The sequence below is a fragment of the Ferribacterium limneticum genome, from assembly GCF_020510625.1.
In the GTDB taxonomy this organism is placed as follows: domain Bacteria; phylum Pseudomonadota; class Gammaproteobacteria; order Burkholderiales; family Rhodocyclaceae; genus Azonexus; species Azonexus limneticus_A.
Genome location: NZ_CP075191.1, coordinates 14,567 through 28,641, shown reverse-complemented (window position 1 = coordinate 28,641; position 14,075 = coordinate 14,567). Strand labels below are relative to the sequence as shown.

Here is a 14,075-nt window from a genome sequence, read left to right as displayed (position 1 = left end):
AGAATCTAAAGCAATTCCGAGGTATGGAACGCAAATGATTGGCACTTAATGAGACAGTGACGACGTTATTGCGTTCCACCGGCACGTGAGGTTACGACTATGGTTCGCATTATATCCGCGCTCATCCTGGCCGTGACGGCCGTCTGCGCATCGGCCGCCGAGCCGCTACAACTCGTGGACAACCCGCCCGATCGTCACATCGTCGTCAAGGGTGACACCCTGTGGGGCATTTCCGGCAAGTTTCTCAAGCAGCCATGGCGCTGGCCGGAAATCTGGCAGATGAACAAGGAACAGATCAAGAACCCGCACTGGATCTATCCGGGCGATGTCGTCATGCTCGACACGTCGAGCGGTACGCCCCGCCTGAGGCTTGGCAAGTCGGTTGGTGGACAAAGCGGCAAGGTTCAGCCGACCGTGTATAGCACCCCTGTTCAGCAGGTCATACCGAGCATTCCGCCGAACGTGATCGAACCGTTTATTTCCCAACCCTTGATCATCGAGACGGATGATGATGCCAGCGCCGTCCGCATTGTCGCGACTGAAGAAGATCGCATGATGGTTGGCAGCAGTGATTCCTTCTACGCCAGCGGCATCCCGGACGCCAGCGTGGAAAAATGGCATATCTTCCGCAAAGGAAAAGCCCTCAAGGACCCCGATACCGACAAGGTTATCGCCTACGAAGCCTTTTTCCTCGGCAATGCCCGGCTGACCAAGCCAGGTGAGCCAGCCACCCTGCGCGTTACGCTGGCCAAGGAGGAAATTGGTCGCGGCGATAGCCTGCTTCCAGCCCCCCCGCCAGCAATCATCTCCTATGTTCCGCACCGTCCGGAACGTGATGTATCGGCCCGGATCATCGGAATCTACGGCGGCATCAACGAAGGCGGTACCAGTTCCGTTGTTTCGCTGAATCGTGGCAAGAACGATGGCCTAGAAATCGGCCATGTCGTTGCGCTCTACCGCACCCGTGTTTCAGTCAGCATTAACGAAGATGGCCACCGGATCAAAACCCCCGTTCCTGACGAACGTTACGGGCTGGCCTTTGTCTTCCGCGTCTTCGACAATATTGCCTACGCTCTGGTCGTCGATTCCTCCAAGTCCGTGATCACCGGGGATATTGCAAAGAATCCATGATAAATACCGACGGCTTGGCCGCCTGGTTGCGGCTGACCCTGATTCCAGGCATTGGCGGCGAGACGCAACGAAAGCTTCTCGCCGCTTTCGGTTTACCGGAAGCCATTTTCTCGGCCGGCCGCCTGGAAGCGCGTGGCATCATCGGTCACCGCGCCGACCTGCTGTTCGATTTTGATCCGACAGAGGCGGTCGAACATAGCCTCGAATGGGCCAACCAACCAAGTCAGCACATCATCTCATTGGCTGATGAAGCCTACCCGAAAGCGCTGCTCGAAATAGCCGACCCTCCCAGCCTACTCTACGTGCGCGGCAACCTTGCCCTGCTCCAGAAGCGCGGACTAGCCATGGTTGGCAGCCGCAACGCAACGCCTCAAGGTGTGCAAACGGCCGAGAACTTCGCCAAAACACTGGCCGCCAGGGGGCTGACGATCATTAGTGGCCTGGCGCTAGGCATCGATGCCGCCGCCCACCGTGGCGCACTGGCCGCCAAGGGAGAAACCATTGCGGTCATTGGCACCGGCCCCGACCGTATCTACCCGGCCCGCAATAAGGAGTTGGCGCTGGCCATCGTTGAGCATGGGGCGATCGTTTCTGAATTTCCGCTCGGTACGCCCGCCATCGCCTCCAACTTTCCAAGGCGCAACCGAATCATCTCCGGACTCTCGCGTGGTGTCTTGGTCGTCGAAGCTGCGCCGGAAAGCGGGTCGCTGATCACAGCGCGGCTTGCCGCTGAACAGGGGCGTGAGGTTTTCGCCATACCCGGGTCGATCCACTCGCCCGTTGCCCGCGGCTGCCATAAATTGATCAAGCAGGGTGCCAAACTGGTTGAAACCGCTACCGACATTCTGGAAGAACTGGGCAGTTTCAACGAAGCTCCCGAACCGGAGCTTCCATCAGATAACGCTGAAGAAGGTCCGATTCTCGCTGCGCTTGGCCACGATCCATGCAGCCTTGACGACCTCGTCGAACGAACTGCAATGAGCGCCGACCAGTTGCTGCCGGAACTCCTGACACTGGAGCTTTGCGGCCTTATAGGCACCCTGCCCGGTAACCGCTACCAGCGCCTGAACTAGGCACCTATATATATTGACGGCTTGCCAAGCCGCTCGCCGGGCACTTATCATGCCCCGGCACTCAACAGGCCAAACCATGTCCAAAAAGCTGATCATTGCCGAAAAACCTTCCGTCGCCGCCGACATCGCGCGGGCGCTGGGTGGCTTTACCAAACACGACGACTACTTCGAAAGCGAAGAGCTCGTGCTCTCATCGGCTGTCGGTCACTTGCTGGAACTGGCCTGCCCCGAAGAATTCGAGGTCAAACGCGGCAAATGGTCCTTCGCCCATCTGCCGGTGATCCCGCCGCACTTCGCCCTGAAGCCGATCGAAAAGACCGAATCCCGCCTCAAGGTGCTCAACAAGCTGATCAAGCGCAAGGATGTTACCGGCCTGATCAATGCCTGTGACGCGGGGCGTGAGGGCGAGTTGATCTTCAATTACATCGCCCAGAACGCCAAGTCCGGCAAGCCGGTCCAGCGCCTGTGGCTGCAGTCGATGACCCAGGGCGCGATCCGTGACGGCTTCGCCCGCCTGCGTCCCGGCCAGGAAATGGAAGGCCTCGGCGATGCCGCCGTCTGCCGCTCCGAATCCGACTGGCTGGTCGGCATCAATGGCACGCGGGCAATGACCGCCTTCAACTCCAAGACCGGTGGCTTCCACCTGACCACCGTTGGTCGCGTCCAGACACCGACGCTGGCCATCGTCGTTGAACGCGAACGCAAGATTCGCGATTTCAAGTCGCGCGACTACTGGGAAGTCGAGGCTGATTTCAGCGCCAAGGCTGGCTCCTACAAGGGCAAATGGTTCGACGAAGCCTTCAAGGGCAAGAACGACGACGAACATGCTCGCGCCGATCGCCTGTGGGAAGTTGCGCGCGCCGAAGCCATCCGCGCCGCCACCGAAGGCAAGCCCGGCGAAGTCACCGAAGAAGCCAAGCCGGAAACCCGCCTATCGCCCGCACTGTTCGATTTGACGACCCTCCAGCGCGAAGCGAACGCTCGCTTCGGCTTCTCGGCCAAGACCACGCTGTCACTGGCCCAGGCCCTGTACGAAAAGCACAAGGTCCTGACCTACCCGCGAACCGATTCGCGCTGCCTGCCAGAAGATTACCTGCCGACCGTCAAGGAAACGCTGGCCGTACTGACTGGCCAAGGCGCCGGCAAGGGCCACGATGAAGTGCTGCTCGCCCGCTATTCGCCTTTCGCCCACCAGATCCTGGCCCGCAACTGGGTACTACCGAACAAGCGCATCTTCAACAACGCCAAGATCAGCGATCACTTCGCCATCATCCCGACGCCGCAGGCACCCAAGAGCCTGAACGAGATGGAACAGAAGCTGTACGACTTCGTCGTTCGTCGCTTCCTGTCCGTCTTCTTCCCAGCCGCCGAGTACATGGTCACCACCCGCATCACTCGCGTCGAAGGCTACCCCTTCAAGACCGAGGGCAAGGTGCTGGTCAATCCGGGCTGGCTCACCGTTTATGGCAAGGAAGGCCAGGATGGCGACGAAGGCAACCTGGTTGCCGTCGATGCCAAGGAAGAGGTCAATACCGACGAAGTGACCGTCAAGGCCAACGCCACCAAGCCGCCGCCACGCTACTCTGAAGCCACCCTGCTCTCCGCCATGGAAGGCGCCGGCAAGATGGTCGACGACGAGGAACTGAAGGCCGCCATGGCGGGCCGTGGCCTCGGCACCCCGGCCACCCGCGCCCAGATCATCGAAAACCTGATCGGCGAGCAATACATGCACCGCGAAGGCCGGGAACTGATCCCGACCGCCAAGGCTTTTACCCTGATGACGCTGCTCAACGGCCTCGGCATCAAGGAGCTGACCCAACCGGAATTGACCGGCGACTGGGAATGGAAACTCGGCCGCATCGAAAAGGGCGAATTCACGCGCGACGAATTCATGCGCGAAATCGCCGAAATGACCCGCCACATGGTCGAACGCGCCAAGCAATACGAAGCCGACACCATTCCCGGTGATTTCGGCGTGCTGACTGCCCCCTGCCCGAAGTGCGGCGGTCAGATTCGCGAGACCTACAAGAAGTTCCAGTGCGGCGGCTGCGACTACGCGCTGTGGAAGATTGTGGCTGGTCGTCAGTATGAGCCGGCTGAAATAGAGCAATTGCTAACCGAAAAGCAGGTCGGCCCGCTGACCGGCTTCCGCAACAAGATGGGCCGCAGCTTTGCCGCAGCCATCAAGCTCAACGACGATCTGCAGCCGGAATTCGATTTCGGCCAGGACAAGGCGGATGCCGCCGATGCCGAACCCGTCGATTTCTCCGCACAGGAAAGTCTCGGCAAGTGCCCCAAGTGTGCGGCCAATGTCTTTGAGCACGGCACTTCCTACGTCTGCGAAAAATCGGTCGGCCCGGCCAAAACCTGCGATTTCCGCTCCGGCAAAATCATCCTGCAGCAGCCGATCGATGCCGCTCAGATGAAGAAGCTGCTGGCCGAAGGCAAGACTGATCTGCTCAAGGAGTTCGTTTCGAACCGCACCCGCCGCAAGTTCTCGGCCTATCTGATGGCCAAGGATGGCAAGGTCAGCTTCGAGTTCGAAAAGAAGGTGGCCAAACCCAAGGCGCCGGCCAAGAAGAAGGCTGAAGCCTGATAGCCCTGCTGCCTACAACAAAAAGCCCTCGACAAAATCGAGGGCTTTTTCGCTTCAGGCGTCGGAACGTATTTTCCACCCTCGTTCCACGTGAAACTTCAACGTACGGCCAAAGCTCCCGGTAGCTGGCAGGACAGCAGCGCCGCCCGCACCGCATCAATAGCCTGGGGGCGCGGGAAGGTGATGCGCCAGACGAGACCGACGGTGCGTTTGGGCTGGGCGCCGGCAAATGGCAGTACCTTGACCATCGGTTCCTTGCTTATCAACGGATCGGCCGCCGTACTGGGCATGACCGCGACGCCGGCGCCGCTGGCGACCATGTAGCGGATAGTCTCGAGGGAGCTGCCTTCGAGCGAGTGCTCCAAGGCGTCCGGGGCATTCAGGCGGGGGCAGGATTCGAGTACCTGATCGCGGAAGCAGTTGCCCTGGCCGAGTAGCAGCAGGTTCTGGCCATCAAGTTCATCGCCATTCACCTCCGCCCGGGAAGCCCACGGATGAGTCGCCGGAACAACCACCCGGAAGGGCTCGTCGTAAACCGGTTGGGCAACCAGGCCGGGTTCGGCAAAGGGCAGCGCAATGATGATGACGTCGAGTTCGCCGGCCTTCAGCGCGGGGATCAGGTTGCCGGTGAAGTCTTCCTTGAGGAAGAGCGGCATCTTCGGCGCCTCGCGATTGAGGGCCGGAATCAGTTGCGGCAGCAGGTAAGGCGCAATGGTGTAGATGATGCCGACACGTAACTGGCCGCTCATCGGGTCGCCGGTGGCCTCGGCGATTTCTTCGAGCTTGACCGCTTCTTCCAGCACGCGCGTCGCCTGAGCGACGATGCGCTCGCCCAGCGGCGTGATGCGGATATCGTTGGTGCCGCGCTCGAAAAGCGGCGCACCAATCTGGCCTTCGACCTTCTTCAGCGCCACCGATAGCGTTGGCTGGCTGACGTGGCAGGCATCGGCTGCCTTGCCGAAATGCCGCTCACGAGCCAGAGCCACGATGTAGCGCATTTCGGTCAGGGTCATTTGGAATAGCCCAGTTTCTGCAGGTCGGCCGCCGACAACCAGCGCCACTCGCCAGGTTTGAGGTCAGGCGGCAGCGTCAATTCACCAACGGCTTCACGATGCAGCGCCTCGACGCGGTTGCTGACGGCCGCCACCATGCGTTTGACCTGGTGGTACTTGCCCTCGGTCAGCGTCAGGCGGAGCAGGTTTTCGCCGACGATTTCGGCAGCCGCCGCGCTAATCGGCTCGTACTCGTCGGCGAGCAGGACGCCGGCCAAGAGCTGGTCGATTTGTGCCTGATCGAGCGGGTGCTTGGTCGTCGCCAGATAGACTTTCGGCACCTTGCGTTTGGCCGAGGAGAGCACGTGATTCAACTGTCCATCGTCGGTAATCAGTAGCAGGCCGGTCGTATCTTCGTCGAGCCGGCCAATCGGCTGAACATCGCGTTCGCGCAGCGGCACTGGCAGTAGTTCAAGGACGCTGGCGTGATGTTTGGGCTTGCGCGAACACTCGTAGCCGGCCGGCTTGTTGAGCATCAGCGTGGCGAATTCAGCGTAGGGCCAATCGACGCCATCGACGGTGAAAATCAGCCCTTCGATATCGAGTTCGACGAAGGGATCGTCGCAAACCTGGCCATTGATCGCCACGCGATCGCGGCGGATGAGGCCCCGGCATTCCCGACGGGAACCGAACCCGTGTTTTTGGAGGATACGTTCTAGTTGCATGGCAGCGATGTTAACACGGCCCCATAGTTTCGTTGCCCGGGAGACCGCACGCCGCAGAGGGTGAGAAAGAGACGGCAAGGCAATGGGTGGCCGGGTGATGAAATACAATATGGCCATGAATTTCGAACACCTTATCCAGATCAACGACCCGGAAAATCCGCTGGTCGAATCACTGACTCGCGACCAACTGTGGCTGGGACTGCTGCACCGCGTCGAGAATCCCGTTCCCTTCCTGCCCGGGCTGGAGTCCTGCACCATCCTCGAACGTGCGGCGGATGCCCTGCTCCGTGAACTCGATTTTGGTCCGGCCGTGATCCAGGATCGTGTGACGATGGCCGACCGGCACTGGGTGCGCTTCGATATCCAGCCCTCCGAAGTCCATCCCGGCGGCAGTCTGACCATCACCATCGAGGAACCGGAGCCCAGCTTCCTGTTCCTGCGCTTTGCCTACGAGACTACCCTGGCCAACAATCCGAATTCGGAAGACCGGGCCTATATCGACTATGTGAAATCGGCCTACCACCAGTCAGACGTCGATTGCGTGCGCCTGATTCGCAGCCTGGCCGCCGGCATCCCGCTGCAATAAGCCCGTCGCGACTGGCCCGGTGTCATCGGATCACCCCTTCCTGCGTTACTTGGAACACACAACCTGCAAAGTGGAATCATGAAACGTTTTCTGACTATCGCCGCCATCGTCGCTGCCTCATTGACTGCCACGGCCCACGCTACCGACGTCGGTGTCTCGGTCAGCATCGGCCAGCCCGGTTTCTATGGCCAGATCGACATCGGCGGCTATCCCCGCCCGCCGGTCATCTATGGGCAGCCGATCCTGGTCGAGCGCGTCCCGGTCCATCGCCCGCCGATCTACCTGCGCGTCCCGCCCGGTCATGCCAAGCATTGGCGCAAGCACTGCCACGAATACCGTGCCTGCGGCGAGCGCGTCTATTTCGTCCAGGATCGCTGGTACGAACGCGAATACGTACCGCGCTATCAGCAACGCGGTCGTGGTGACCGCGATCGTTGGGACGATGGCCGTCGTGACGGCTATCGCGACAACAACTACCGGGATGAGCGCAACGACCGCCGGGGCGACGGTCGGCGCGGCGATGACAACGATCGTGGCCGGGGACACGGCCACGGGCATGGTCACGACCGGTGATCAGTCTGGATCGATAAGCAAAAATCCAGACTGAAAAAAAGGCCGAAGCGCGATGCGTCTTCGGCCTTTTTGCTTTGCCCGCAGTGCGGGCAAAAAATCTTACTCGACGCCCTGCGAAGCCAGATAGTCCTCATAGCCGCCGAGGTAATCGATGATGCGACCATCGTTCTTGACCTCCAACACTCGGGTAGACAGCGAGGACACGAACTCACGGTCGTGCGAGACGAAGATCAGGGTGCCGGGGAATTTTTCCAGGCCGCTGTTCAGCGCTTCGATCGACTCCATGTCGAGGTGGTTGGTCGGTTCGTCCATCAGCAGCACGTTGTGTTTCGACAGCATCAGCTTGCCGAACAGCATGCGGCCCTGCTCGCCGCCGGAAATGACGTTGACCGGCTTCTTCACTTCGTCGCCGGAGAAGAGCAGACGGCCGAGGGTGCCGCGGATCAGGGTTTCCAGGTCGCCGCCGTCTTCGATCGTGGCGCGGGCATAGCCGGCGATCCAGTCGGTCAGGCTCTCAGTACCGGCGAACTGGGCGCTGTGATCCTGCGCGTAGTAGCCGGGGAAGGCTTTTTCGGCCCATTTGATGGTACCGAACTGCGGCACGACTTCGCCCATCAGCAACTTCAGGAAGGTTGTTTTGCCGACGCCGTTTTCGCCGATCACGGCAATCTTTTCACCGGCATTGATGGTCAGCGTCAGGTTGTTGAAGATCTTGCGCTCGCCACCTTCGTAGGTGAAGGAAACATTCTCGATCTCGACGGCCTGGCGGTGCAGCTTTTGCTTCTCGTCGTAGTCGAAGCGAATCCACGGGTACTGGCGGGACGACGGCTTCATGTCTTCCGGCTTGAGTTTTTCGATCAGCTTGACGCGGCTGGTCGCCTGCTTGGCCTTGGAGGCGTTGGCCGAGAAACGGCGGACGAAGGTTTGCAGTTCGGCGATGCGTTCCTTGGCCTTGGCGTTGGCATTCTGCTGGCGCTCGCGGGCAGCCTGCGCGGCTTCCATGAAGTCGTCGTAGTTGCCGGCGTAGGTGGTGATCTTGCCGTAGTCGAGGTCGGCCATGTGGGTGCAGACCTGGTTCAGGAAGTGGCGGTCGTGCGAGATGATGATCATCGTCGACTCGCGGGCATTCAGGATGTCTTCCAGCCAGCGGATGGTGTTGATGTCGAGGTTGTTGGTCGGCTCGTCGAGGAGCAGGATGTCCGGGTTGGCGAACAGCGCCTGGCAGAGCAGCACGCGCAGCTTCCAGCCCGGTGCGACCTGGCTCATCGGGCCATTGTGCTGTTCGGTCGGGATGCCGACGCCGAGCAGCAGTTCGCCGGCCCGCGATTCGGCGGTGTAGCCGTCGTATTCGGCAAAGTGATGCTCCAGCTCCGCCGCCTTCATGTAGTCGTCTTCGGTCGCTTCCGGGTTGGCGTAGATGGCGTCGCGCTCGCTCATGCAGGCCCACATTTCCTCGTGGCCCATCAGCACAACGTCGAGCACGCGCATGTCTTCGTAGGCGAACTGGTCCTGCTTCAGGTAGGCCATGCGCTCGTGCTTGTCTTTCGAGACATTGCCGGCCGAAGGCTCCAGCGCGCCACAAAGAATCTTCATGAAGGTCGATTTACCGGCACCATTGGCACCAATCAGACCGTAACGATAACCCTCGCCAAACTTGACGTTGACGTTCTCGAAAAGGGGTTTGACCCCGAACTGCATGGTGATATTGGCGGCGACGAGCACTGGAATTCCGATCTGCTGTAAAGCGGTAAAACGAAGGCGCGAATTTTACCTTTTTTCAAGGACTTGCGGTGACAGCAGCGGCCAGCTATGGTATTTTTGTCAAAATTGCCATTCAATCAGGAGCGCCGGCATGAGCCAGCTTTTTCGTGTTGCCATCGTCGAGGACAATCCCCCCCAGCGCATGATCCTGACCCGCCTGCTGGAGAAGGATTACCAGGTCGAATCATTCGACAGCGGGACAGCCTTTCTGGCCAGCGAAGCTTCTTTCGACGCCGTGCTGCTCGACATCGAAATGCCCGGACTCAGCGGTTACGACACCTGCCGCCGCTTCCGCGAGCAGGCGCGCGGTGCCGAAATACCGGTCATTTTCGTCTCGGCTCACGACACCACGCCGGAACGCGTTGCCGCCTACGACGCGGGTGGCGACGATTTCCTGACCAAGCCGATCGCCGCGCACGAATTGCGCCACAAGCTCGGCAACGCCATTGAGTTGCGCGAAAAGGTGCGCACCCTGGCCAGCCAGTCTACCGATGCGCAGCGCGTCGCCTTTGCGGCCATGACCAGCATGGGTGACCTTGGCGTAGTCATCGAATTCCTGCGCAAATCGGCTCAGGCCACCAGCTATTCGGCCATTGCCGCCCGGCTGGTCGCCGCCATGAAAGCCTGGGGCCTGCAAGGCGCCGTTCAAGTCCGTGGCCGGCATGAGCAGGTAGCACTGAATGCCGAGGGGCCCATGACGGCCATGCAGGCAGCGGTGCTGGAAAAGCTGCGCGATATCGGCCGCATCTTCGAGATGGGTTCGCGGGCCGTGATCAACTTCGACCATGTCTCCCTGCTGGTTGAAAACCTGCCGGTGGATGATCCGGACAAGGTCGGCCGCCTGCGCGATCACCTGGCGGTGCTGACCGAAAGTGCCGACATGCGGATGGCGGCGCTGGATGCCGCCATCGAACGCGACCTGCAGAAACAGGGCATCGAAGCCGCACTGGATGAACTTAAAGCCGCCATGCAGCAAGCCACGCGTCATTCCGGCACCAGCCATCGCAAGGGCCAGGCAGTGCTGCTCGAAAGCATCGAACAGTTGGGCCGAACAATACTGACGCTAGGCCTCACCGAAGTACAAGTGGACTACATGGACGATCTGATCCGCCACGCGGTCGATGATACCCAGCGCTACTTCGACGAGGTCGCCGAAAGCGAAAATGACTTCGCCGACGTGATCACCCGCCTGCAACGGCTGGCCCAGGCCGACTACCGGCTGTAATCCCAATTGCTGCACTGCGGTGTAAGATTTGCCACCAAAATAAAAACCTCGGATTGAGACACAGCACATGGTTCCACACCTCACTACCGCCCTCACCGGCCCCCTGCTCGAACTCGAGCGTCGCTTCCTCGCGGCCAGCCCGCAGATCGAGCAGTGGCTGCGCAGCCAGTGGCTGGAACACACGCCACCGTTCTACTCATCGGTCGATCTGCGCAATTCCGGTTTCAAGCTGGCGCCGGTCGATACCAACCTGTTCCCCGGCGGCTTCAACAACCTGAATCCGGCCTTCCTGCCGCTCTGCGTGCAGGCGGCGATGAGCGCCATCGAGAAATTCTGCCCGGAAGCGCGCAGCCTGCTGCTGATTCCCGAGAACCACACGCGCAATCAGTTCTACCTGCAGAACGTCGCCCAGATCGCCGCCATCCTCAAGCAGACCGGGCTGAATGTGCGCCTCGGTTCGCTGAACCCGGAGATCACCCAGCCGACGACCGTCGACTTGCCGAACGGCCAGAGCCTGCTGCTCGAACCGCTGGTCCGCACACCGCACCGCCTCGGGCTGGACGGCTTCGATCCCTGCGCCATCCTGCTCAACAACGACCTGTCGGCCGGCATTCCTGCCATCCTGCAAGGGCTGAACGAACAGGTCGTGCTGCCGCCGGTGCATGCCGGCTGGGCCGTACGCCGCAAATCCAACCACTTCGCCGCCTACGACCAGGTCGCCAACGATTTCGCCAAGGCCATCGGCATCGATCCGTGGCGCATCAACCCGGCCTTTTCGGTCTGTCGCAGCATCAATTTTCACGAGCGTCAGGGCGAGGAATGTCTGGCCGCCAACGTCTCGGCCGTGCTCGACATCGTCAAGGAAAAGTACCGCGAGTACGACATCGAAGAGACGCCCTACGTCGTCGTCAAGGCCGATGCCGGCACCTACGGCATGGGCGTGATGACGGTGCGCAACGTCGACGAGGTCATCGCGCTGAACCGCAAGCAGCGCAACAAGATGAGCGTCGTCAAGGAAGGCCTCGAAGTCTCCGAGGTGCTGATCCAGGAAGGCGTGCATTCGTTTGAAACGCTGAACGAGGCGGTCGCCGAGCCGGTCATCTACATGATCGACCGTTACGTGGTCGGTGGCTTCTATCGCGTACATACCGGGCGCGGCAAGGACGAGAACCTCAACGCGCCGGGCATGCATTTCGAGCCGCTGGCCTTCGACACCGGCTGCAACATGCCCGACTACCGCTGCGGCAATCCGGACTCGCCACCCAACCGCTTCTACGCCTACGGCGTGGTCGGTCGTCTGGCCTGCCTGGCGGCTGCCATTGAGCTGGAACGCACCGCGCCGGAAGACGTCTGAGTCGGCATGGCTCAGCAACTACACTTTGAAAAACACCTGCTGGGCGGCAGCAGCCAGTCGCTGAAACTGGCTTTTGTTCTCGACCCGCTCGATCACCTGAAGGCCTGGAAGGATTCTTCGGTGGCCATGATGCGGGCGGCCGAAAACCACGGCCATGAGGTTTTCGCCATCGATGCCGCGACGCTCGGCTGGCGCAAGCCGGACGCTGCGCATGTTGGCGGCGTTTCGGGCGAGGCGCTGCACCTCCACCTGCGCCCGGACGACCACGACTGGTACCGCGAAACCGGCCGCGAATGGATGCCGCTGAAGGCCTTCGATGCGGTCATCATGCGCAAGGATCCGCCCTTCGATTTCGAATACCTGACCGCTACCTGGCTGCTTGAAAGAGCCGAGGAAGACGGCGTCAAGGTCTTCAACCGGCCGCGGGCGCTGCGCAATCATTCCGAAAAACTGGCGATCATGGAATTTGCCCATTTTTCGCCGGCGACCATGGCGACGCGCAGCATGGCGCAAATCCACCATTTCATCGACGAGCAGCGCGACGTCATCCTCAAGCCGCTCGACGGCATGGGCGGCAGCCAGATTTTTCGCGTCCATCGCAACGATCCTAACCGCAATGTCATCGTCGAAACGCTGACCAACGACGGCGCGCGAACGATCATGGCGCAGCGCTACGTGCCGGAAATCGCTGCCGGCGACAAGCGCATCCTGCTCATTGCCGGCAAACCGGTGCCGTGGTGCCTGGCGCGCATTCCCAAAGCCGGTGAAACGCGCGGCAATCTGGCCGTCGGCGGCACGGGCGTTGCCCAGGAGCTATCGGCGCGTGACCGGGAAATCGCCGAAGCCATCGGCCCCGTGCTCTTCAAGCGTGGCTTGATGCTGATCGGCATCGACGTCATCGGCGACTACCTGACCGAAATCAACGTCACCAGCCCGACCTGCATGGTCGAGATCCGCCAGCAGTCCGGCTTCGATGCGGCCGGCGCTTTCATCACGGCAGTCGAACACGCATGCGGCCTCGCCTGAGGCTTTTCCTGATCGCTCTGGTGGCGCTGACAGTCACCGCCTGTAGCCGCACGCCGCTGCAGGAACAGCAGGCCTACGTCTTCGGCACCCGCGTCGAAGTGCTGGTCGTCAGCGAGGATCCGGAACAGGGCCGCAAGGCCATCGCCGCCGTGCTGCGCGAATTCGACCGCCTGCACCGCGCCTACCATGCGTGGCAAGCGTCGCAACTGACGACTTTGAATTCGGCCATTTCTTCCGGTCGGCCACAGGAAGTGACCCCAGAACTGGCCGAATTCGTCCGCGAAGCCCAGGCGCTGTCGAAACAGGGCGACTACCTGTTCGACCCCGGCATCGGATCGCTGATCCAGCTTTGGGGCTTCCAGGCCGACGAGTTCAAGGCCGAACTACCCGGCGAAAGCGAAATCACGGACTGGCTGGCGAGCAAACCGTCGATTGCCGACATCGGCATCGATGGCCAAACGATCAGCAGCCGCAACCGCAACGTCGCCCTCGATTTCGGCGGCTACCTCAAGGGCGTCGCCCTCGACCGCGCTGCGGCCATCCTGCGCGCCCAGGGCATCCACAACGCGCTGATCAACATCGGCGGCAACGTCATGGCGCTCGGCAGCAAAGAGGGCAAACCCTGGCGCGTCGGCATCCAGCACCCGCGCCAGCCCGGCCCGCTGGCCACGGTCATGCTGGCTGATGGCGAAGCGATCGGCACTTCGGGCGACTACCAGCGTTTCTTCGAAGTCGACAGCAAGCGCTACGCCCATTTGCTCGATCCGCGCACCGGCTATCCAGCCGATCACACCCAGGCCGTCACCGTGCTCATCCCGGCCGGGCCGAAGGCCGGCACCCTGTCCGACGCAGCCTCCAAGCCGATCTTCATCGCCGGGCCGGATGGCTGGCGGGAAATGGCGAAAAAAATGGAAATCGGCCTCGTCCTCCGCGTCGATCGCAGCAACCGGATTTTTGTCACCGAAGCGCTGCGCCGGCGACTGGAATTCATCGGCACTCCACCGGACCTGAACGTCGTCGAGTAGCACCGCGG

General features: G+C 61.2%; 12 protein-coding genes. 9 read left to right on the top strand and 3 right to left on the bottom strand.

Going from position 1 to position 14,075, the window contains the following annotated elements; all coding sequences use genetic code 11:
- Nucleotides 1–99: 99 nt before the first annotated feature.
- From KI617_RS00110 to KI617_RS00100, 3 genes are all read left to right on the top strand, one after another.
- Nucleotides 100–1,131, top strand: coding sequence for a LysM peptidoglycan-binding domain-containing protein (locus KI617_RS00110; protein WP_226449503.1), 1,032 nt, complete (start codon nucleotides 100–102; stop codon nucleotides 1,129–1,131).
- Nucleotides 1,128–2,204, top strand: a complete 1,077-nt coding sequence (dprA, locus tag KI617_RS00105; RefSeq protein ID WP_226449501.1) for a DNA-processing protein DprA — start codon at nucleotides 1,128–1,130, stop codon at nucleotides 2,202–2,204. Before KI617_RS00110 ends, dprA begins: the two co-directional genes overlap by 4 nt.
- A 76-nt stretch (nucleotides 2,205–2,280) precedes the next feature.
- On the top strand, nucleotides 2,281–4,800 hold the full coding sequence (locus KI617_RS00100) for a DNA topoisomerase III (protein ID WP_226449499.1): 2,520 nt from the start codon (nucleotides 2,281–2,283) through the stop codon (nucleotides 4,798–4,800).
- Nucleotides 4,801–4,898: 98 nt separating this feature from the next.
- Here the strand turns inward: KI617_RS00100 and KI617_RS00095 are convergent, their stop codons facing one another.
- Both KI617_RS00095 and KI617_RS00090 read right to left on the bottom strand, forming a co-directional pair.
- Nucleotides 4,899–5,813, bottom strand: a complete 915-nt coding sequence (locus KI617_RS00095) for a hydrogen peroxide-inducible genes activator (protein ID WP_226449497.1) — start codon at nucleotides 5,811–5,813, stop codon at nucleotides 4,899–4,901.
- Entirely contained in the window at nucleotides 5,810–6,517 is a 708-nt protein-coding gene (locus KI617_RS00090) for a pseudouridine synthase (RefSeq protein WP_226449495.1), read from the bottom strand. The genes KI617_RS00095 and KI617_RS00090 overlap by 4 nt, the downstream gene beginning before the upstream one ends.
- A 115-nt stretch (nucleotides 6,518–6,632) precedes the next feature.
- Between KI617_RS00090 and KI617_RS00085 the strand changes: the two genes are divergently transcribed.
- A complete protein-coding gene (locus KI617_RS00085; RefSeq protein WP_226451921.1) occupies nucleotides 6,633–7,103 on the top strand; it encodes an SRPBCC family protein in 471 nt (156 codons plus the stop codon).
- Between the two features lie 78 nt (nucleotides 7,104–7,181).
- On the top strand, nucleotides 7,182–7,676 hold the full coding sequence (locus KI617_RS00080; RefSeq protein ID WP_226449493.1) for a hypothetical protein: 495 nt from the start codon (nucleotides 7,182–7,184) through the stop codon (nucleotides 7,674–7,676).
- A gap of 99 nt (nucleotides 7,677–7,775) precedes the next feature.
- Here KI617_RS00080 and KI617_RS00075 read toward each other — a convergent pair whose 3' ends face one another.
- Complete coding sequence (locus KI617_RS00075; RefSeq protein WP_226449491.1) at nucleotides 7,776–9,398, bottom strand: ABC-F family ATPase; 1,623 nt, start codon at nucleotides 9,396–9,398, stop codon at nucleotides 7,776–7,778.
- Nucleotides 9,399–9,528: 130 nt separating this feature from the next.
- Here KI617_RS00075 and KI617_RS00070 point away from each other — a divergent pair, with 130 nt between their 5' ends.
- The 4 genes from KI617_RS00070 (at nucleotide 9,529) to KI617_RS00055 (ending at nucleotide 14,067) form a co-directional block, all read left to right on the top strand.
- Entirely contained in the window at nucleotides 9,529–10,662 is a 1,134-nt protein-coding gene (locus tag KI617_RS00070) for a response regulator (protein ID WP_226449489.1), read from the top strand.
- 67 nt (nucleotides 10,663–10,729) lie between these two features.
- Nucleotides 10,730–12,016, top strand: a complete 1,287-nt coding sequence (gshA, locus tag KI617_RS00065; RefSeq protein WP_226449487.1) for a glutamate--cysteine ligase — start codon at nucleotides 10,730–10,732, stop codon at nucleotides 12,014–12,016.
- A gap of 6 nt (nucleotides 12,017–12,022) precedes the next feature.
- On the top strand, nucleotides 12,023–13,042 hold the full coding sequence (gshB, locus tag KI617_RS00060; protein WP_226449485.1) for a glutathione synthase: 1,020 nt from the start codon (nucleotides 12,023–12,025) through the stop codon (nucleotides 13,040–13,042).
- Complete coding sequence (locus KI617_RS00055) at nucleotides 13,027–14,067, top strand: FAD:protein FMN transferase (protein ID WP_226449483.1); 1,041 nt, start codon at nucleotides 13,027–13,029, stop codon at nucleotides 14,065–14,067. The genes gshB and KI617_RS00055 overlap by 16 nt, the downstream gene beginning before the upstream one ends.
- The last annotated feature ends 8 nt before the right edge of the window (nucleotides 14,068–14,075 follow it).